Below are 20,188 nucleotides of genomic sequence, written 5' to 3'. Positions count from 1 at the left end.
GTCGCCTTCAGCTTCGCCCTGCCACAGTGGTGGCCACATTCGGGACGCACACCCTCACAGGAGGTTTCACCATGGCAAGTATTTTCCGTCAGGCGGTCGCCGGGCTTCGTTGGCTTCTCGTCGGCGCCGTGGTCGCAGCCGTCGTGGCCGGCGCCGGTATCGGCGTCGCCACAATCGCCCTCGGCGACGAACCGCACAGCGGCGCCGTCGCGCTCGACCGGCCGATCGGCGAGTGGTTGTTGGTCGCCGACCCCGGTATCGACCGGCAGCAGGCCATGGACGCCGCGGTGGCGGCGGTTCCGGGCAGTACGGCGGTCTCGGCCGAGTTCGACACCGAAGACCGCACCCCGGTGTGGGAGGTGGAAGTGGTATCTCCTACCGGGGTGGAGTACGAGGTGACCATCGACGCGAACACCGGCGACGTCCTCGGCGCCATCGACCACGACTGAGCCGACCGGGATATCACCCGGTTCCGTGGTGCGGGCAGGTTCACCCGATGGCCACCATGACGAGGGGGTGGCCACCGCCGGTGGACGGGAAACGACGATATCGGACTCCGGCGCGGCACACCGCCGCCGGAGTTTTTCGTCGCGGTCGGTGAAATACCGAGAGCACACGGTGATCGGTGTCGACGCCGCCCCGTCGAATACGGCAGCCGAGGAACGTCCCGGCCTAGACTTTCCGGACAGACTTCTCGGACGCTGTTGTCCGCGAGATTCCTGGACCGAGTGGAAGGCGAACCGGCGATGACGATGATCCAGTTGTCCGCCCCCGACGGCGATATCGCGGCCCAGCTGGAAACCCCGGAGGGCACCGGGCCGTGGCCCGGGGTGGTCCTGATGCACGACGCGGTCGGCCTGTCCGCCGATATCCGTCGCAACACCCGGATGCTCGCCGACCACGGGTATCTGGCCATCGCACCCGACCTGTTCGCCCGCGGGGTCCGCTGTATCCCCGGTGTCTTCCGCGATCTGATGTTCACCGGCGAGGGCAAGGCGGTGCGCGATATCCTCGCCGCTCTCCGCCGATTGCGCGAGGACCCCTCGTGCACGGGTCGGGTCGCGGTGGCCGGTTTCTGTATGGGCGGCGGATTCGCCCTCTTGACGGCGCCTCGCGGTTTCGATGCCGCCGCCCCCTTCTATCCGACCAGCCGCGGCGACTACGCGGAAATGCTACGCGGCAGCTGCCCCATCGTCGCCTCCTACGGCCGGCTGGACCCGATCAACATCGGGCGTGCCCGCAAGCTGGAGCAGGTGCTGGACCGCTACGGCGTGGACCACGATGTGAAGACCTACCCGGGCGTCACCCATGCCTTCGCCAACCGGCTGCCCGTCGAGCCGCTGCTGCGGGTGACCGGCCTCGGCTACAACGAGGAGGCGACCGGCGACGCCTGGCGGCGCGTCTTCGCCTTCTTCGACAAACACCTGAAAGATACTGCGGAACAATGACTTCCATCAGAAAGACAAAATCGTTCCGCAAACCCGCCCGCCGCACCCGGTAGTTCGTCGCCGCACCCGATCCGTGTTCCCTCCGTCGCGACGGTGATCGCGTCGATCAGCCCCCCATTCCAGCGCGATACGCAGTGCGTCCCTGCTGGAGCGACCGCGGGCCACGCCACGGGCGGTGCGGGTGGGCGCCCCGGCGGATCCGGCCTTGCTCGACCGCCGCCTCGCCGAGGCACTGGCCGCCCCACCGCCGAAGCGGTGCGTCTCCCCGTGGTCCTCGGTGGGGTCCGATACCAGCGCTAGGGTTTCCGCCGCACTGTGGGATATACCGGGACGTCGTCATCCCACGGCTGGCGGACGACCATATCGGCGACGCGCACATACCCACGTTCGAATTCGCCGGTTGCCGCGTCCACGAGACGGTACTGCTGGGTCCGTCGATGAATGGGTTGGGCGTCCAGCAGCACCACTCGCACCTCGCCGGGTTCGAATCCGCAGCGCTGCTGAAGGGCGGTGATCAGCTGTTCGTCGTGCAGGTGGCCGTCGCCGAAGTTCCAGCCCACGGCCGTGGAGCAGATCCGTTCCCCGTCGGTGAGGGTGTAATCGTCCTCGTTCCGGTCGGCCATCGCGCGGTGGGCCAGTGTGAACAGCGCCCTGCCATGGGTGTTGAACGCCCGGAAGGCATAACCCAGATACAGCGGGATCTGGGCCGCTTCCCGACCACCGTAATATCGTTCGAGTTGCGCGGCGGGCATGGCCGCGACGGCGACGATCCCGGCGCGGATCTTCGCATCGGCCGAGGGTTTGATGCACCACAGGGTGGTGTCCCAGTTACCGGCGTAGTACCGCATACCGGGCAGGAACGACACCTTGTGCGGGAACAGGTTTCCCACGATCACCACGACCGCGAGCACGAGCGGTAGCAACACCACGGGCATCGGAGCGGACACCTCGGCGACGCCCACATCCGCATGCGCGACGAACAGCGTCAGCACTCCGAAGATCATGAAGACATTCCACTCGAGCGGCACACCCATCGGAATGGCCGTGAGAATCACCAGATGGAAACAGATAAGGGCGGTGGCGGCCACGGCGGTAGGCCACCCGCCGTGCGCGGCGAAGAGCACCAAAGGCGCACACATCTCGACCGCGGTGCCGCTGTGGGCGAGCAACCGCGACAACCGTCCCGGGCGCAGATCGTCGGGGAATCGTTCGAAGAACAGACGTTTGACGGCGCGGGGCCGCACCACGGGACTATTGGACATCATCGTCGACACCACGAACGGGAAATGCTTGTTCAGCTTCGACACCGCCGCGCCGATCCAGATGACGACGAATACGGCCTTGGCGGCGACGATCATCTCCGCGCCACCGAAGAGGAAGGTGACGGCGAGCGCCCCGTACACCTCCCCGCGCGCGGCCAAGAAGATGACCTTGTCGCGTAAACCGAGTACCGCGAGCAGGCCGAGCACCACCGCGCTCTCCCATAGCGGTAGCACCCCGACGGTCGTATCGAGCGCCGGAACCGGACCGGTCCCGTCCGACACCAGCGCCACCAGCAGCGCGGTCAGCAGGGCCGCGTACAGCAGCACATCGAATAGGGTGCGGGTCGTACCACGGGTGAACGGCACCCGCTCCGGCCAGGGCGGCAATCGGATGGTGTCGGGTCGCAGCCAGTACAGGATCGAACCCATCGGCGGGAAGAACCGGTTGTTCAACGGCCCGAACCCACAACCGAACCCCATGACCTCGAACAGCATCGTGAAGAACACGACCTTTTGGAAGACGATCGGCTCCGACCACCACGAGCCCACATCGGTGAACCCGTCGATACCTGCGGTGGTCAGCGCGAACAGCCAACCGCCCAGGATGTAGAGACAGATCTTGGCGACATAGCACAGATGCAGCGCCACCGGTGTGCCGAAACCCACCTCGGCCCAGTGTCGGGCCATCGGGCGGATCTTCTCCGCTCGGGTGCCCTTGCTCCACTCGGCGACGTCGACCACCGGCAGTTCCGGCCGGAGAATGCTGAACAACCGATCCGTTCCGCCCACTACGCACCCGATCCCGTGTTCCGATCAATCAGTTGTGAGAACACCTTTTCGTAGCGAATCCGCCCTACTACAGGTGCCTTTCGTTGGTCGGAGACCATCCGCGGACACCGTGTCGGACGGGATCACAACCGTGACCGACCAATCGACTCCCTCGATCATCGCACTCCCACCTCCGCCTCCGGGTGAAAACAAGCGTGTCCGTCGGGTCACCCGGTTCGGTCGCAGGTGGGCAGGGCGGTGCCCTGGTCGACACCGTATCGGTGTCCATGTCCGGGAGGCGCGTCCAGCGCCCCGAGCAGATCGGCGGTGGTCTGGAGAAAGCTCATCACCGGCAGCCAACGGGGAACGGGAGCATCACGTCGGGTCGCGCTCAGATCCGGCGGATGCCACAGCAGCGCCGGCGACCAGTGCACCACCGGATCGGAGACATTCGCCAGTACGGCCGTACGCGCCCCGGGCGCCGGACCCCCACCGCCCGGTTTCCCGGCCCACAGCGCCGCGCACACTCGACGGTTCTGTTCGACAGGATCGGTGAAGACCGCACTGCCACCGAATGCGCCCAAACTCTGCCCGTACAGATACAGCCGTGGTGGCCGCGGCAGGGTGGCGGCATATTCCTCGACGGCGGTGAACAGTGCCCGCGCGGAATCCGCGGCGGCCCGACGACCGAAAACGAAGGTGGCCCAGCTCGGGGCAGCGGAGTACTGTAACGCGACCACCGCGACATCACCGTCGAAACGCATGCCGAAGCCTTCCAGTGCGCGGGCGTCCACCCATCCCGAGCCGGTGGGCACGGCGATCACCAGATGCGACCGGTCGAAACCACCGGTTCGTTCCAGTTCCCGGACCGCCAGCTCGGCGCGACCGGCCGGATCCGGCGCCGACCGCAGTCCGACATACACCCGCACCGCACCGGGTGGACCGCTCGTGACGAATCGTTGTCCCTCCCGGCCGAGCGAAGCCCAACCCACCAACGATTCGGCGCTCCCGGAACGGGTGAACGCGGTCGGTCGGACCGTATTCGGGTCGGCCGAAGCGTGCCCGGCGGCATACGCGCCCTGACCTCGACCCACCAGGACGGGCATCCCGAACAACGCCACCAGCAGCCCCACGACCACGGTCGTCACCGTCGCTCGGGGCCATCCCACCCACTGCCACAACCGTCGGACGCCACGACTCACCAGAACCGGCGACCCGATGAACAAAGCCGTGCCCACACCCCAGCGCATCCAGTACCCCGGTCCGATCGGGTCGACACCCATGGCGGCCCGCAGCGTGTTCTGCCAGGCATCGGCGCGAATCACCATGACGAGGACGGCGATCACCGTGACGACCAGAACGAGACATCGGCGGCCCACCGAACTCTTCGCACCGGCGCCGCGCCGTAGCACGCGCCGGACGAGGCCCGTCCCCGCGAGCGCGCCGGCGACCAGTGAACCGGTGAGCACGGCCTGGGTCGTGGATGTCCGGGGCAGGAGACCGGGAGTCAGGGAAACCAGGACGCCGAGACCGACGGCGAGAGTGGTCCCCACTCGTGGCCATCGCCACGACAACCGACCCCGGAACGAACGAGAAATGCCGGTGCCCGAGCGCAACAGCGGGAGAAGGGCGATGGCCGAAGGTCGTGTCGGTGCTGCGTCAGTCACGAGGTCCCCCACCGGGTGCCGGATGGGCCTCGGCACGGACCCACGCGCACGGTCGCGGCACGGCCGACCCGCGAAGCATCAGGAAGACGGCGAGTAGCGGCACGAGTACGACGAGCACACGCGGCAGTAGATGGGCAGCCATCTCGAGCGGGACGAAGCGCTCCACCACCGGGAGCCCATACCCCTGCCGCCTCGAGTTGAGATCGACGGCGACCGTGGCCACCTCCGCCATCACCGTGCAGCGCACTCGGGGCAGGAGGTCCGGGCGGTGGGCGCAGGCCGCCCGCATGCGGTCGGTCAGGGCCTGGTCCAGCGCCTGCCGGGCCCAAGGGCCGAGCACGTCGCCGCGGTGTCCGGCGTAGCGCAACAGGTCGTAGCCGAGATCGTGTGCCTTACAGGCGGGTTCGAATTCCGCCGGTAGGGGCACCGGTGACGAGCACGAGCCGTGCGGGGCGGCCGGCACGCCGTCGATCATCTCCGGTCGATACCCGGTGACAACTCGGAAATCGCCCGGTATCGCCGCGGCCGCCTCCGGCGCGCCGGAGGCCAACGCCCGCACGGCCGTTGCCACCGGGGTGGGCGTGGGAGCGAAATCGGCTGCCTCGGCCGTGGGAACGGACAGAATCGTGCCCGTCCCGGCGAGCACGGCGATGGCGAGGAGCATATGCCGTGAATCCCGGTGACGCGTCCGGTGAGTGGCGTTCTTCGACAGAGCCATGAACCGGACGTTAGGAATTCCGGGCGTTCGCGGCCGTCCCGCTCGGGAGGGCTTTTACTCCACTTCTTCGAGCCGAGACGGGTCACCGGCTACCTCCGATGTAGGCCCCGGAACTCACCCCACGGTATGAGATGTATTGCCCGAACGGCGCATAACCACAGGTTTCTCCTCGCCCGACCTGGAACCGAGCGCCGGACACGACCACAACATCACCGTGCCCGAGCCGTCCCTCGGTTATACGACCGACTCGTGCAGCGCCCGGGCGGTAGCGGTGCCGGTGATGCCCGCCACCGGTCCCTGATAGAGGATTCGGCCACCGTGTTTTCCGGCTCCCGGCCCTAGATCGATGAGCCAGTCGGCCTGTCGGATGACATCGAGGTTGTGTTCGATGACGACCACGGTGTGACCACGATCGGTGAGCGCGTCGAGAACGTCCAACAGGGTGTCGATATCACCCGGATGAAGGCCGGTGGTGGGTTCGTCGAGAACGTATAGTGTCGAACCGGCGGCGGCGCGGAGTTCCCGGGCGATCTTGACACGTTGGCATTCGCCACCGGAGAGAGTGGTCAGAGGCTGCCCGAGCCTCAGATAACCGAGGCCCACCTCGTCGAGATGGGTGAGGGCCCGTGAAATCGTCGGATCGTTCAGGCGGGCGAGGGCTTCGGCGACCGTGAGGTCATCGATATCGGCGATGGAGAGCCCGTCGACCTTGTGCCGCAACACTTCCGGGATGAAACGACGACCGCGGCAGGATTCGCAGACCGTCTCCTGTCCCTCCATGAATGCCAGGTCGGTGTAGATGATGCCGAGCCCCTTGCAGTCCGGGCAGGCTCCTTCGGAGTTGGCGCTGAACAGGGCGGCCGGAACATTGTTGCGCCGGGCGAACAACTTGCGGATGGGCGTGGCGATACCGGTGTAGGTGATGGGGGTCGAACGCCGGGTGGTGCCGACGGGTTTCTGATCGATGACGACGGCGTCGTGCCGGGCGACGAGTTCGGCCGCGAGGCTGGACTTCCCCGAGCCCGCGACACCGGTGAGCACGGTCATCACCCCGGTCGGGATATCGACCGTCACGTTCGCGAGGTTGTTGCGGCGGGCATCGGCGAGCCGAATGCTGCCGCGCGGTGTCCGGGGCCTGTCCTTGATGGGTCGGTATTTCGCCAAGGCCGTCGCCGTGGGTGTGTCGGCGCGGCGGAGCTCGGCGAAGGTGCCCTGGAAGACGAGGGCGCCGCCCTGATCGCCCGCGCCGGGACCGATCTCGATGATCTGGTCGGCGATGGCCATGACCGCGGGATCGTGCTCGACGACGAGGACGCTGTTGCCCTTGTCGCGCAGCCGCTCGAGCAGGGTGGTCATGGCGGAGATATCGCCGGGGTGTAGACCGACGGTGGGTTCGTCGAAGATGTAGAGCATCTCGATCAACCCGCTGCTCAGATGTTTGACGGTCTTGACGCGCTGCGCCTCGCCCCCGGACAGGGTAGTGGTGGCGCGGCCGAGGTGCAGGTATCCGAGGCCGATGGTGACCATGGCGTCCAGCCTGTCCGTCAAGGCCGCCACGACCGGTGCCACACTCGCCTCGGTCACTTTCGGCACCAGTTCGGCGAGTTCGCCGATTTCCATTCGCGCCATCTCCCCGATGGTGTGGCCGAGCACGGTGGCGGTCCGGGCGGCCGATGCGAGCCTATCGCCCCGACACTCCGGGCATACGTCGGAACGGGTGAAGCGGGCGAGGGTTTCCTGTTTGCGTTCGGACAGGTTGTCGGCGGTGTGCAGGTAGATGCGTTCGAATCGTTCGACGACACCTTCGTAGTTCTTCGGCGTCCGCATGCCCCGACGCGCGAAGTATTCCCCGCCGAACAGGAGGGCGTCGCGCTCGGCCGGGGACCAGTCGCGCAGAGGGGTGTCGATATCGAAGGCGCCGATATCGGCATAGTGGGAATCCCAGTAGCCCCCGTAACCGAAACCGGGCACCAGAATCGCCCCCTCCCGCAATGATTTGTCCAGGTCGAGGAATCGCTCGACGGCACTGACGACCACCTCGCCGAGTCCGGAACACGTAGGGCACATCCCGGCGGGGTCGTTGAAGGAGAAGTGGTTCGAATCCCCGACATACGGGGTGCTCACCCGGGAGAACAGAAGCCGCAGATAGGTCCACGCATCCGTGATGGTTCCCACGGTGGAGCGGGCGTTTCCGCCGAGACGCCGTTGATCGATGACCACCGCCGAGGAAAGCCCATCGATCTCGTCAACCTCCGGACGCGTCCATTTCGGCAGCCGATTCCGGGTGAAGGGCGGAAACGTCTCGTTGAGCTGATAACCGGCCTCGGCGGCGATCGTGTCGAACACCAACGACGACTTACCCGAACCGGATGGTCCCACGAAAACCACCAACCGTCCCCGCGGCACGTCGATGTCCACAGATTTCAAATTGTTGGTTCGGGCCCCGCGAATACGAATACTGCGCTGCGACATGAGCACGACGCTACGAACAGATGTGGCCGGAAAATGTCCGCGATTCCGACGAGAATGCGGTCATGGCCGATGTCACGCAACGAGTCCTCGCCCTCTTGGCGGCACTGCAAACGGGGAGGACGTTCACCGGTGACGAACTGGCGCTGCGACTCGGTGTCGCCCCGCGCACACTCCGCCGCGATGTCGACCGGTTGCGCGACTACGGCTATCCGGTGCAGACCCGTCCCGGACCGGGCGGTTACTACCGGCTCGCGGCCGGAAGCACCATGCCACCGCTTCTGCTCGAGGACGACGAGGCCCTGGCGATCCTGCTGGGACTGGCCACCCTCGCGTCGACCGGCAGCGCCGATGCGGGCAGCCTCGACGACGCGGCGACCCGCGCCTACGGCAAGGTCGATCAATACCTGCCCAAACGTCTCCGCGCTCGGGCCACGGCTCTGCGCACCGGCCTCGAAACCGGACGTGTCCCCGCTCCCAGCCCCGACACCGAGACGGTGAGCACGCTCGCCGACGCGATCCACCACCGGCATATCGTCACCTTCGATTACTCCCCCTGCACCGGCCCCACCACGACGCGGCGGGTCGAACCCCATCGGCAGATCGGCCACCGCCTGCGCTGGTATCTACTTGCCTGGGATATCGACAAACACGACTGGCGGGTCTTCCGCACCGACCGCATCACCGATCTCCGAGACCGCAACCGAACCTTCACCCCCCGCCCCCTACCCGCCGACACGGGCTTCGACTACCTCCGTCGTGGGCTCGACCGACAGCGACAGCGCGTCGAGTTGACCATCGACGCACCGCTGGCCGCGGTGGCAGATGTCCTCCGGGAGCAGGATGTGGAGCTCGTACCCATCACTCGGACCAGCACCCGGGCCCTGGTCATGCTCGACTCCTGGCAGTGGCTCGTGCTGAACCTCGCTTTCCTCGACGCCGACTTCACCATTCACGAACCCGCCGCATTCCGGACGGCATGCCGACGGTTCGCCACTCGACTGGAACGCGCCGCGGGCGATCCGAGGAACGAGGACCCGCGGTGCCGGGTCGACGAAACCGTCCGATAGCGCGGCAGGCCGCGCCGGCCGGACCGCCGAGTACGCGTCGGATCGGGCGCGATATCGACGTGGTCACGGCTTTCGAAGGACATCGACACCCATCCGAGACGCTCCCGGGTCCGAATGTGAAGGGACGACATCTCTTCTCCAGGTAGCACCTCTTTCGGAACGAAAGGCGATAGATGGGCACTGGCAAGCATCGAGCGGTCGGCCCGCGGCGGCAGCGGATGGGGTTCATGGTCGCGGCGGGAGCGGTCCCACTGGTTCTCTCCCTGGTAGGCAATGGCACGGCCTGTGCCGAGCCCTATCACCCCGAGCCCTACCGATACCTACCGGTGAACCGGACCGAGCATCACCACATCGCCCCCATCGCCGAGGAGACGATCCCGTCCGACGAAACGCTCCATTCCGACGGGTCGGCGCATCAGGATCGGACCATCCGGTGGCCCGACGCCGAAGCCCCGAATGTGCGTCCCTATCGGGGCATGCGCATCCCGGACGACACGTTGAGCTCTCTGCAGTGGGCGCGCCCGCTTCCGAAGACCGCGTACCTGTCACCGGTGGAAAACCTCCACCTGCCCGGCCCGGTCGAACCGGTGCCGCCGATCGCGCCGCCGCCCGGTGTCCTGCGGTTCGGGGACGTGCAGGTCGACGCACCGGAGTGGCTGCCGCGCGAGCAGGCCATCCAGATCAACGACGGTGCGGCGGTCGCCGAGGCCAACCTGGCGACGTTCCTCGATTCGGTCGGTATGGAACGCACCCGCTCCGACCGCGTCGCGGGACAGACCATCGGCGCGGCTGCGATCGGAGCGGCGGTCGGCGGAGCGACAGCGCTGCCGTTCACGGCCATCGGGGCGGGCTTCGGTGGTGCGCTCGGCCTGGCCATCGGTCTTCCGTTCGCGCCGATCGGTCTGGCCGCCGCACCCGTCGGCGCCGCATACGGCGCGGCCCTCATGGCAGTTCCCCTCACCGCCATCGGAGCGGGAATCGGGGCGGGTCTGGGCGCGGCACACGCCCTCAGCGCCCCGCCGAAGGCCCTCGGTCCGGAAGAGGCGCCCACCATCGAAGAATCGTGAGTCCGGCGACCATCCGCACCGGGTCCGCGGGCGAGAGGCCGAAGGTCGGCGTCCCGTTCCGTGCGGCCGGCGGAAAGCATTGCCGCGCTTTCCCGGAATGTACGGCAGGTATGTGGATGTACGGCAGGAATCGATCTCGAGGAGCCGATATGACCGGTCGACGCTCGGTACGCATGCTCACTCGGCTGTTCGCGGTGGCGGCGATGGCACTGGCCGTCGCGGTTCCGACCGTGAGCGGTGCCGGTCCGGTGTCCGCGGATACGGGACCGGCGCCGGTGCCGCGGCTGGATCTGAACCGCTACCTGGGTAGGTGGTGGCAACTGGCCGCCGTACCGCAGTTCTTCAACGTGGTCTGCGCCCGTGACACCCAGGCGCACTATTCGCTCGATCCGCAGGGCAATATCGCGGTGCGCAACTCCTGTATCACCTGGGTGAACACGGTCAACGAGATCACCGGCACCGCCGTGGTCAACGACCGCGCGACCGGGGCGCAGCTGCGGGTGAGCTTCCCCGGTGTCCCGACCCAGGACAATGTGGAAGGGCCCACCAACTACATCGTCACCGCCCTCGGCCCGGATTACTCCTGGGCCGTTGTCACCGACCCGAGCCGGGTGTCGGGTTTCGTCCTCGCCCGCGAACCCGTATTGGACGACACCGCCTGGCAGCAGATACGCGCGGCCATTACCGCGGCGGGACAGAATCCCTGCTTCTATCTGACCTCGCCGACGACGGGCGGTGATCCGCGTATCGTCCCCCTGTGTGTGCGGTGACGCACTTGTCCGGCAATCCGACAATCCGTGACGGTCACCGGGACCTGTTCCGGTGACCGTCACCGTCGCCTTGTTCACCCGCGATCTGCGGGTGCACGACAACCCGGTGCTGACCGCCGCGGTCCGAGAAAGCGCGGCGGTGGTGCCGCTGTTCGTCCTCGACGAGGACATCCTCTCCGGCTCCTTCGCCGCACCGAACCGGATCCGGTTCCTGACCGCCGCCCTGGCCGAGTTGGCCGCCGAGCTGCGTGCCATTGGCGGCGAGCTCGTATTGCGCCGCGGTGACGTGGCCACGGAGGTGGAGCAGGTGGTGGACGAGGTGGGCGCTCGGAGCGTGCATATCGCCACCGATCTCGGTTGTTACGGTCGTCGACGGGAAAGCGCTCTGCGCGACCGTCTTTCCCGTCGGGAATGTCGCCTGCACACCCACCCCACCACCATCACCGTGTCCGATCCACGGTCGCTCGTCCCCACCACCGGCCGCGACCATTTCGCCGTTTTCGCCCCGTACTTCCGACGCTGGCTCACCGCGCAGCGGCGGGAACCGCTCGATGCGCCGCACGAGCTCACCACCCCGCGCGTGCGGCGCCTGCCATTGCCCGACCCGACCGAGCTGTGCGCGGGCCCGGCCTCGCCCCGGCTCGCCGTCGGTGGTGAGAGCACGGGGCGCAAGAGGATGCGCGAATGGCTGTCCGGGTCGATCGAGGACTATGCAACACGCAGCGACGACCTCGCCGCCGACGCCACCTCACGACTGTCCCCGTACCTGCACTTCGGCTGTCTGTCTCCCACCGAGCTGGTGCACCGAGTGGACCCGCACACCGCGGACGGACAGACATTCGTCCGGCAGCTGGCCTGGCGCGACTTCCACCACCAGCTACTGGCCGCCCGCCCGGACGCCACCTGGTCGGACTACCGCGACCGGGGCATCCGGTGGCGCGACGACCCACAGGCCGTGGCCGCCTGGCAGGAGGGCCGCACCGGATATCCGATCGTGGACGCCGGAATGCGTCAGTTGCGCGCGGAGGGGTGGATGCCCGGCCGGGCCCGTCTGATCTCGGCTTCCTTCCTGAGCAAGTCCCTGCGGGTGGACTGGCGCATCGGCGCAAAACACTTCCTGTACTGGTTGGTCGACGGCGATATGGCGAACAACCAGCTCAACTGGCAATGGATGGCGGGCACCGGCACGGACACCCGACCCAACCGCGTGCTCAACCCGCTGCGCCAGGCCGAACGTTACGACCCGGACGGAACCTATGTGCGGCGCCTGATTCCCGAACTGGCCCACCTGCCCGGCTCCCGAATACATCGCCCGTGGCGCGAGCAGGTCGACTATCCGGCCCCGATCATCGAGGTCGCCGGAATGTAGCCGGGCCCGGCCCGGGCGTGGTCGACCGGGGTCAGCCGGCGTGCACCTCGCGCTCGTTCGGAACACAGTGGGTCATCTGCAACCCCTCGACGTCACGGGGTCCGTTCTTCCCGAGGTTCGCCGCCCGTTGCAGCTCCTCCTCGGTCAGCGTCTGGCTCGGCAACGGCTCCAGATCACGGACATCGTCGGCGGTGATACCGAGCCCCTCGCCCACGCGCTGTCCCAGTTCGTCGTCGCACATGTAGAAATGCCAGACCATCCGTTCCTGCACCGCGCGGGCCGCCTGGCCGATATTGGCGACCAGGTTGGTCACCAGATCGTCCTGTTCCCAGGCGTGCATGAGTTGGAAACGCTGACCGGCCTGTTCGTAGTCGTTGGTGCGAGGGATATGTTTCCGCGTCAACCGTCCGGTTATCTGCGGCCCCTGCTCGTCGTGGGCCGGTGGCCGCGCCTCCTGTAATCCGCCGGTGATGGACGGTTCGTAGTTGACATGCGGGTTCTCCCCCACGTCATCGTTGCCGTAGGCCATCGGCCCGCCCTGTTGGTTGGTGGCGACATGGGCGTGCTTCGGCCTGTTGACCGGCAGTTGCAGATAGTTCGGGCCCACCCGGTAACGTTGGGTGTCCGAATAAGAGAAGGTGCGTCCCACCAGCATCTTGTCGTCGGAGAAATCGAGCCCGTCCACCAGCACACCGGTGCCGAAGGAGATCTGTTCGTTTTCCAGGAAGTGGTTGTCCACATTCCGGTTCAACACCATCGTGCCGACGAGCTGGGGTGGGAATTCGTTCTCCGGCCATACCTTGGTGTCGTCGAGCGGGTCGAAGTTCAACTCCGGATGCTCGTCATCGCTCATGAGCTGCACCCGCAGCTCCCATTCCGGGTAGTCACCCGCCGCGATGTGCTCGTACAGGTCCTTGCTCGCGTGGCCGAGGTCCTCGGCCTGAATCGCCGCGGCATCGGACTGGGTGAGACTGCGCACGCCGGCCTTCGGAATCCAATGGTATTTGACCAGGTGGGTCTTGCCCTCGGCATTCACCCATTTGTAGGTGTTGACCCCGAAACCCTGTTGGGTGCGGTAGTTGGCCGGGATACCTCGGGGGCTGAACAGATTCACCAGCATGTGCATCGACTCCGGCGTCTGGGACATGAAGTCGAAGATGCGGGCCGGTTCCTGCCGGAAGGTCACCGGATCGGGTTTGAGCGCGTGGATCACGTCCGGGAACTTGATCGCGTCCCGAATGAAGAACACACCCAGATTGTTGCCGACCAGATCCCAGTTGCCGTCCTCGGTGTAGAACTTGACCGCGAAACCGCGCGGGTCCCGGGCCACTTCCGAGGAATCACGGCCGCCGATGACCGTGGAGAAACGCACGGCCAGGTCGGTTCGTTTCCCGGGTTCGGCGAAGATTTTCGCGCGGGTGTAGTTCTCGATCGGTTCATCGCCCCAGCGGCCGGTGGCCTCGAAATAGCCGTAGGCGACGGCGCCGCGTGCGTGCACCACCCGTTCGGGGATGCGTTCACGGTCGAAGTGGCTGATCTTCTCCAAGAACTGATAGTTCTCCAGGGTCGCCGGTCCCCGGGCACCGATGGTGCGCTGGTTCTGGTTGTCGTGGACAGGGTGGCCCTGCCGGGTGGTGAGGACGCGGCGGTCGTCTTCGCCCGCCGAGCCCGGTGACGCGACGTCGGTCATCGCTGCGCTCCTCCGTATGGGTGACTGCTTCGAGGCGCTTACCCCGCAACGGCGGACCCAAACAGCGGCGCCGAATGCGAAACCGCTGCTCGTCCGATGCATCGCCACTACTGCTATGACCGGTGCAAATGCCTATTCTCGAATACGAGAAGTCCCGCCGGCCCGATACAGCCCCACCCGGCATCGGCGCGGCGGCCGCGACTCGGGCGCGTACCCATATCGCCTCCCGCTGCCCGTCCGGGCCACCCGGCGAAAACCACATACGACCGAAGGGATACGCCGCCATGTCATGTCCGAACCCGGATCGTCAGACCATCGAAATCGCACTCGGTCTGGCAGTGCGCGCGCCCTCGGTCCACAACAGTCAGCCCTGGCGATGGCGTATCGACTCCGAGGGTATGCATCTGTTCGCGGACACCGACCGCCATCTGACCGCCACCGACCCCTTCCAACGGGCACTCGTCATCAGCTGCGGCACCACACTGCACCATCTGCGGGTGGCCTTGACCGCGCTCGGTTGGGCCACCACCGTCGACCGCTGCCCGGATCCCGGGGTTCCCGAATATCTCGCCGTGGTACACCCCACTCCCGCCCTGCCCACCAACGACGATATCGATCTGGCGGCGGCCATCCTGTTACGGCGCACCGACCGCCGTCGTTACCTCTGCCGACCGATCCCCGCCCGCTATATTCGCGCGATGGCCACTCGGGTTTCCGCGCTCGGCGCGGCCATCCGGCAGGTACCGGATCGCATGCTGCCGTTGCTGGCGCGGCCCATGCGGGAGGCCGTCATCGAACATGCCATCGACCGGGAGTACCAGGACGAGATCGCCACCTGGAGTGGCCGAGTGCGTGGCACCGACGGTGTGCCATCCCAGAACACCCCACCGCCGCGACCGGGTGCCGAAATCCCGCTTCGGACCTTCGCCCGACCGACCTTGATCGATCCCCTCGACGCACCGGACGGCGCGCAGTGGCTGCTCATCGGCACCGCCTACGACGATCGTGCGGCGCAACTGCGCGCCGGAGAGGCGACCAGCGTATTGCTGCTCACCGCGACGAGCCTCGGTCTGGCCACCAGCCTGCAAACCGAACCGCTCGGCCTACCCGAGCTGCGGCGGGAAATCCAAACCTCCCTGCTCCACAACTGCGCCTATCCGCAGACCATGGTTCGGGTGGGGTGGAGTCCCCGCACGTCGGCACCACTTGCCGACACACCGCGCCGCTCCATCGAGGAAATACTCGAGATCTGACTCGCGACCGACTTACACGACCTACTACAGATGCATCCACTCCGACCAGACCCTGGACCACTGCGCGCGGGGCTTCGCGCACTTCCATATCGTCACATCCCGAGTGTTGGTGAGAAATCCCAGGCGCGTATCGACTCGACCGATCGGTTCCAGCACCGCGAACTGGGTCTGCATCCGGTCCTGGTCGCCGCCCACGCAGATATAGTTCGCCACCTCGGGCGGCGCCTCGAAGTAACCGAATCCACGGCTGGGGCTGTGAATCGACGGGAGACGATCGCGAGCCAATTGGTCCAGCGCCCCCGCCTGCCAGTACGTCTCGGTGATCACGGCCGTATCCGCCCGCTCCGGCGGGCTCAGTGATTCGTAGGCCGCGATCACACCGGCGGCCAGTTCCGGCCAACCGAACTCGCCGTAGAGGCCGATGTTCAACGCCGCCTCGAGATCACTGGCCGGCGGCGATATCCGTGCCGGGTCCTGCCATGGTGTCGACCAGACCACCAGAAGTGCCGAGACGGCGACCAGCACCCATCCGGTCCCGCTCATCAGCCGTTTCCGCGTGATGGACCGGACCCACTCCCAGCGCTGTGTCAGGGCCACCGCACCTGCCCCGAACACCACCGCGTACATCCCCGCGACGTAGTAGATACGTCCGCCGAGAACCAGGAATGCCCCGGCGATCAACAGCGTGGCCACACCGAGAAACCGGTACTCGCGTAACGACGGCGTCCGCAGCAACGCCCACATCCCGTAGCACAACAGAACCGCGCCCGCTGTTCCCGCGCAGATCACCGCCAATGGGATGAACAGCAACCGACCGCCGAGCACGCCGCTTTCCTCGCTGATCACCGCACCCAGCGCTATCTGCGGCCAACCGTGACGAGCCTGCCAGAGCAGAGACGGCACGGTGGTCACGAGTACCACGAGCCCGCCGAACCACAGCAGGGGTCGGCGCACCAGTTGTCGCGGGCCGAATACCGATGCGGACACCACAACCGCGATCCAGAAGAACGGGATGAGCCATTTGACCTGCATATCGACAGCGGTCACCAGCGCCGCGAACAACAACAGCCGATCGCGGCGGGTACGCACCCACCGCACCACCAACCAGGTGATCACGACCCACAACGCGGTATCGATCGCGTTGGTGGACAGGTTCTTGCCCTGCATCAGCAAAAACGACGAGGTCGCGTAGGCGAGCGCGGTCAGTGTCTGTGCCGTGCGACCGCCGCCGAATTCCCGGGCGATCGCGGCGCACAGCACCACCGCGAGTACGGTCGCCGCAATGGCCGGTAGTCGCAGCGCGACCAGCGATCCGGGGACGAGGGTGTCCATGATTCGCGCCAACAACGGCAGCATCGGCCCCTGGTCGGCATACCCCCACGACAGGCGCCGTCCCGCGGCGAGAAAATAGAGCTCGTCGCCGAAGTACCCGTACCGGGTCGCCGACAGTGTCAATACGATGGCCGAGACCGCGCCGACCGCGGCCACTCGGACCGCGGCCGGCGACGGGAGCGTCGATGGATGCGACGGGCGTTTCTCGATATCGGCGGTTGCGGTCACGAATACTCCTGACGATCCGGGCAGCCTCTCCGACGGTACAGCCGGCCGCTTCCCGCGTAATCCATCCCGCGACCGATGGGTAATCCTTCCTGCGACCGATGGGTAATCCTTCCTGCGACCGATTTCCCGATAGCCGTTCGGATGACATCGGTGGTGCACCACCGAGCGTGGTGACCGTCTCGATGGCCCTATCGGCCGTAGGGGCGAGCCGCACGCCCGGCGCGTAATGTCTCCCCCCACCAAACCAGTTGGTCCAGCAAGGTTTTCGCCGCGGTATCGGCGGCCGGATCGGTTATCAGAGCGCCCTGCTCGTCGATCTGCCCCCACGGATTGTGGAAGCTGACGGTATCGCGCACCGTAACGGCGTGGAGTTCGGCGAAAACACCGCGCAGATGCTCCACCGCTCGCAGACCACCCGATATCCCGCCGTAGCTGATGAAGCCGACCGGTTTCGCATGCCATTCCCGATTGTGCGCATCGATAAGGTTCTTCAGGGCTGCCGGATAGCTGTGGTTGTACTCCGGAGTGATGATCACGAACGCATCGGCGGCGGCGAGAGCCGCCCGTATATCGTCGCCGCCCGGCACAGGCTCACCGAACGAGTGCGGCAACTCCATCGCCCCCACGTCGATGACAGTGATCTCGATATCAGGGCGTGCGCTCACCCGATTCGAGAACCAGTCGGCCACAATGGGCGTGAAACGTCCCACCCGTGCGCTGCCGAGCACCACCGCGATCCGCAGCGGCGGGGTGGACGTATCGGTAGTGGGTGTTGCCATCGTCATTGCTGTATTCCCTTCGTGTGCTCGGCGGCCACGTAGACCGCACACACCCCACCCTGCTTCCTCAACTATTGTTGAGGTCAAATTTTCGCGGGGCACCCGTGTCGGCCGATGCGAGAGGGCAGTATTCGCACCGCCGAACCACCGGCTTTGCCACCCGCGAGCGATGCGATAGGGGTCGACCCCTCAGGACCGCACATCCGATCCCACCCGATTCGCTCCCAACAGGCCGAGGGCGAATTCTCCGTATTGCGCGGCGATTCCCTCGGGCGGGTCATCCCTCTCTCGTGGAACCACTGGGCCATCCCGGTGCACATGGTGGCGATCACCCGTCCGCCGGCCCGGAAATGCGCGGTGGTGATCCGATCGGCGGCGCGGGCGGCATCGATCTCCTCGTCCGGCATGCGCTGTATCACACTGCGCGAGCGCGCTATCCGAGTGCGTTCGGCGGGCACGCTTCGAACCCGAACCTCCCGTCCCGGAACGCTACCGGGGGGCGTCGATCCGCGTCGGAGGATGTGAGGGTACGAACCACCCGCGCCGGGTTGCCCACCGCAACGACATTCGGCGGTAGATCACGGGTGACCACCGAACCGGCTCCCACCACGGTGTTCTCACCGATCGTCACACCGGGCAGAATGATCGCCCCACTTCCCAGCCAGACATTGTCGGCAATGACGATCGGTGCGGCGGCCTCCCATTTCGCGCGACGTTGCGCGGGGTCGAGCGGATGGGTCGGCGTGAGCAGCTGCACATTGGTGCCGATCTGCACGTCGTCTCCGATCGTGATCGACGCGACATCCAAGGCCACCAGGCCGAAGTTGACGAATGTACGGGCCCCGATACGAATATGGCGACCGTAATCGACCCGCAAGGGTGGCCGAATCTCCGTGGCGTCGCCGATCGCGCCGAGCAGTTCGGCCAGTAGGGATCGTCGCCGAGCGGCATCGCGCATCGGCGTGGCATTGAACGCTTCCATCAGATCCATGGCGCGCAGACTCTGCTCGACCAGCTCGGGGTCGTCGGCGCGATAGAGGTCTCCGGACATCATGCGCTCGCGCATGGATCGGTTATCCGCGGGCTGCTCCGACATCTGTCCGAGCGTAGTTGCCCCGGCCCGAGGAGCCACCCCGCCCCGACAACTCCCGGACCCTGTCGACCGTTGCGCACGAATCGGACCTCCGACAACGCTGCGTGTCATCGGTGACCTCGCAGATGACGACGCCGCAGCGGTTCGTCGTGCGCGATAGGCCCGGCCGGGAGCCCGGGAAGTGCGAATGCGGGTTACCGGCAGCAGTTGGGGTCGAGAACGAGACAGAGCGCAGCCAGAGCGTCGCGGTGGGCACGGTGGATGACGTTCATACCGCGACGTTCCGAGTGAATCAGACCCGCTTTGCGCAGTTGGGAAAGGTGATGACTGACCGTCGATTCGGACAGTCCGACCGCCTCCGCGAGTTCCCCACCGTTACGTCCGGCGTCCGGTCCGGTCAACAGCAGTGACATCAGTTTCACCCGAACCGGGTCGGCAAGGGCCTTCAACCGGAGCGCGACATGTAGAGCGGCCTCGTCGTCGACCGGTTCGGCCGCCACGGGTGGGCAGCAGACGGGAGCGGTCGTATCGATCACGGGCAACGCTTTGGGCATGAAGCCATGCTATCGAGATTATTGACTTATGTCGAAAAGGTGGCAGACTGGCGCTGTCAGAAATTCGACATACATCAAAAAGGTGGTGGTGGCAATGTCCCGCATACAGCTCGCACTCGATGTGGACGACCTGGAATCCGCGGTCGGGTTCTACTCGACCCTGTTCGGCATCGAACCGGCCAAACGCAAGCCCGGCTACGCGAACTTCGCAATCGACGAACCGCCGCTGAAGCTGGTACTCGTCGAGAACCCCGGCCGCGGTGGCAATGTGAACCATCTCGGCGTCGAGGTGGAGTCCACACAGCAGGTCCGGGCCGAGATCGCGCGCCTGTCACAGGCCGGGTTGTTCACCGAGGAGCAGATCGCGACCACATGTTGTTACGCCACCCAGGACAAGGTGTGGGTGACCGGCCCGAACGGCGAACGGTGGGAGATCTACACGGTCCTGGCCGATACCGAGGACTTCGGCGCCGCGCCGGCACCGGACGACGACACGGCACCGACGTGTTGCGGCACCAACGGTCGCCGCCGGTCCGCATCCGAGACGGCGACCGAGGCTCCGGCGGCGTGCTGCGCACCCGCAGTCGACATCCGGGATTGCCGAAGCACGGCGACGGAAGCCGCCTCGAGGGTGTGACCCCCTCGACCGCG

18 protein-coding genes are annotated in these 20,188 nt (G+C 66.5%); 8 read left to right on the top strand and 10 right to left on the bottom strand.

Going from position 1 to position 20,188, the window contains the following annotated elements:
• Window positions 1-71: 71 nt before the first annotated feature.
• Both ON32_RS26350 and ON32_RS26345 read left to right on the top strand, forming a co-directional pair.
• Entirely contained in the window at window positions 72-449 is a 378-nt protein-coding gene (locus tag ON32_RS26350) for a PepSY domain-containing protein (RefSeq protein ID WP_040793725.1), read from the top strand.
• 297 nt (window positions 450-746) lie between these two features.
• Window positions 747-1,448: a dienelactone hydrolase family protein gene (locus ON32_RS26345; protein ID WP_040793795.1), complete on the top strand. Its 702-nt coding sequence runs from the start codon at window positions 747-749 to the stop codon at window positions 1,446-1,448.
• Between the two features lie 296 nt (window positions 1,449-1,744).
• Here the strand turns inward: ON32_RS26345 and ON32_RS26340 are convergent, their stop codons facing one another.
• The 4 genes from ON32_RS26340 to ON32_RS26325 all read right to left on the bottom strand — a co-directional run bounded on the left by ON32_RS26340 (window position 1,745) and on the right by ON32_RS26325 (window position 8,335).
• Window positions 1,745-3,481 (bottom strand): DUF3556 domain-containing protein, encoded by a 1,737-nt coding sequence (locus ON32_RS26340; RefSeq protein ID WP_245551305.1) that lies wholly within the window; start codon window positions 3,479-3,481, stop codon window positions 1,745-1,747.
• Between the two features lie 224 nt (window positions 3,482-3,705).
• Window positions 3,706-5,031, bottom strand: coding sequence for an alpha/beta-hydrolase family protein (locus ON32_RS26335; RefSeq protein WP_245551304.1), 1,326 nt, complete (start codon window positions 5,029-5,031; stop codon window positions 3,706-3,708).
• 106 nt (window positions 5,032-5,137) lie between these two features.
• Window positions 5,138-5,863 (bottom strand): hypothetical protein, encoded by a 726-nt coding sequence (locus ON32_RS26330; protein ID WP_157224385.1) that lies wholly within the window; start codon window positions 5,861-5,863, stop codon window positions 5,138-5,140.
• Between the two features lie 234 nt (window positions 5,864-6,097).
• On the bottom strand, window positions 6,098-8,335 hold the full coding sequence (locus tag ON32_RS26325) for an ATP-binding cassette domain-containing protein (protein WP_040793724.1): 2,238 nt from the start codon (window positions 8,333-8,335) through the stop codon (window positions 6,098-6,100).
• 62 nt (window positions 8,336-8,397) lie between these two features.
• Here ON32_RS26325 and ON32_RS26320 point away from each other — a divergent pair, with 62 nt between their 5' ends.
• From ON32_RS26320 to ON32_RS26305, 4 genes are all read left to right on the top strand, one after another.
• Window positions 8,398-9,402, top strand: a complete 1,005-nt coding sequence (locus tag ON32_RS26320; RefSeq protein ID WP_051133732.1) for a helix-turn-helix transcriptional regulator — start codon at window positions 8,398-8,400, stop codon at window positions 9,400-9,402.
• Between the two features lie 173 nt (window positions 9,403-9,575).
• Window positions 9,576-10,469 (top strand): hypothetical protein, encoded by an 894-nt coding sequence (locus tag ON32_RS26315; RefSeq protein WP_051133715.1) that lies wholly within the window; start codon window positions 9,576-9,578, stop codon window positions 10,467-10,469.
• Between the two features lie 149 nt (window positions 10,470-10,618).
• The gene (locus ON32_RS26310) at window positions 10,619-11,239 is read left to right on the top strand and encodes a lipocalin family protein (protein WP_040793723.1); all 621 of its coding nucleotides are present in this window, start codon (window positions 10,619-10,621) and stop codon (window positions 11,237-11,239) included.
• A gap of 52 nt (window positions 11,240-11,291) precedes the next feature.
• Window positions 11,292-12,608 (top strand): cryptochrome/photolyase family protein, encoded by a 1,317-nt coding sequence (locus tag ON32_RS26305; protein ID WP_040793722.1) that lies wholly within the window; start codon window positions 11,292-11,294, stop codon window positions 12,606-12,608.
• A 31-nt stretch (window positions 12,609-12,639) separates the two neighbouring features.
• Here ON32_RS26305 and ON32_RS26300 read toward each other — a convergent pair whose 3' ends face one another.
• A complete protein-coding gene (locus ON32_RS26300; RefSeq protein WP_040793721.1) occupies window positions 12,640-14,298 on the bottom strand; it encodes a catalase in 1,659 nt (552 codons plus the stop codon).
• Between the two features lie 284 nt (window positions 14,299-14,582).
• On the opposite strand from ON32_RS26300, the gene ON32_RS26295 reads away from it, so the two are divergent.
• Window positions 14,583-15,551 carry an Acg family FMN-binding oxidoreductase gene (locus ON32_RS26295; RefSeq protein WP_040793789.1) on the top strand — a complete coding sequence of 323 codons (969 nt, stop codon included), beginning with the start codon at window positions 14,583-14,585 and terminating at the stop codon, window positions 15,549-15,551.
• A 24-nt stretch (window positions 15,552-15,575) separates the two neighbouring features.
• Here the strand turns inward: ON32_RS26295 and ON32_RS26290 are convergent, their stop codons facing one another.
• From ON32_RS26290 to ON32_RS26270, 5 genes are all read right to left on the bottom strand, one after another.
• Window positions 15,576-17,111, bottom strand: a complete 1,536-nt coding sequence (locus ON32_RS26290) for a glycosyltransferase family 39 protein (protein ID WP_245551303.1) — start codon at window positions 17,109-17,111, stop codon at window positions 15,576-15,578.
• Window positions 17,112-17,299: 188 nt separating this feature from the next.
• On the bottom strand, window positions 17,300-17,890 hold the full coding sequence (locus ON32_RS26285) for an NADPH-dependent FMN reductase (RefSeq protein WP_217998124.1): 591 nt from the start codon (window positions 17,888-17,890) through the stop codon (window positions 17,300-17,302).
• 83 nt (window positions 17,891-17,973) lie between these two features.
• Window positions 17,974-18,297 carry a hypothetical protein gene (locus ON32_RS26280; protein WP_157224384.1) on the bottom strand — a complete coding sequence of 108 codons (324 nt, stop codon included), beginning with the start codon at window positions 18,295-18,297 and terminating at the stop codon, window positions 17,974-17,976.
• A 26-nt stretch (window positions 18,298-18,323) separates the two neighbouring features.
• Entirely contained in the window at window positions 18,324-18,986 is a 663-nt protein-coding gene (locus ON32_RS26275) for a sugar O-acetyltransferase (protein ID WP_051133714.1), read from the bottom strand.
• 191 nt (window positions 18,987-19,177) lie between these two features.
• The gene (locus ON32_RS26270; protein WP_040793718.1) at window positions 19,178-19,537 is read right to left on the bottom strand and encodes an Rv2640c family ArsR-like transcriptional regulator; all 360 of its coding nucleotides are present in this window, start codon (window positions 19,535-19,537) and stop codon (window positions 19,178-19,180) included.
• A gap of 94 nt (window positions 19,538-19,631) precedes the next feature.
• Here ON32_RS26270 and ON32_RS26265 point away from each other — a divergent pair, with 94 nt between their 5' ends.
• The gene (locus ON32_RS26265; RefSeq protein ID WP_051133713.1) at window positions 19,632-20,174 is read left to right on the top strand and encodes an ArsI/CadI family heavy metal resistance metalloenzyme; all 543 of its coding nucleotides are present in this window, start codon (window positions 19,632-19,634) and stop codon (window positions 20,172-20,174) included.
• Window positions 20,175-20,188: the final 14 nt, after the last annotated feature.

This window comes from Nocardia paucivorans NBRC 100373 (assembly GCF_000308675.1).
Classification (GTDB): Bacteria; Actinomycetota; Actinomycetes; order Mycobacteriales; family Mycobacteriaceae; genus Nocardia; species Nocardia paucivorans.
This window is presented reverse-complemented; position numbering and strand designations above follow the sequence as displayed.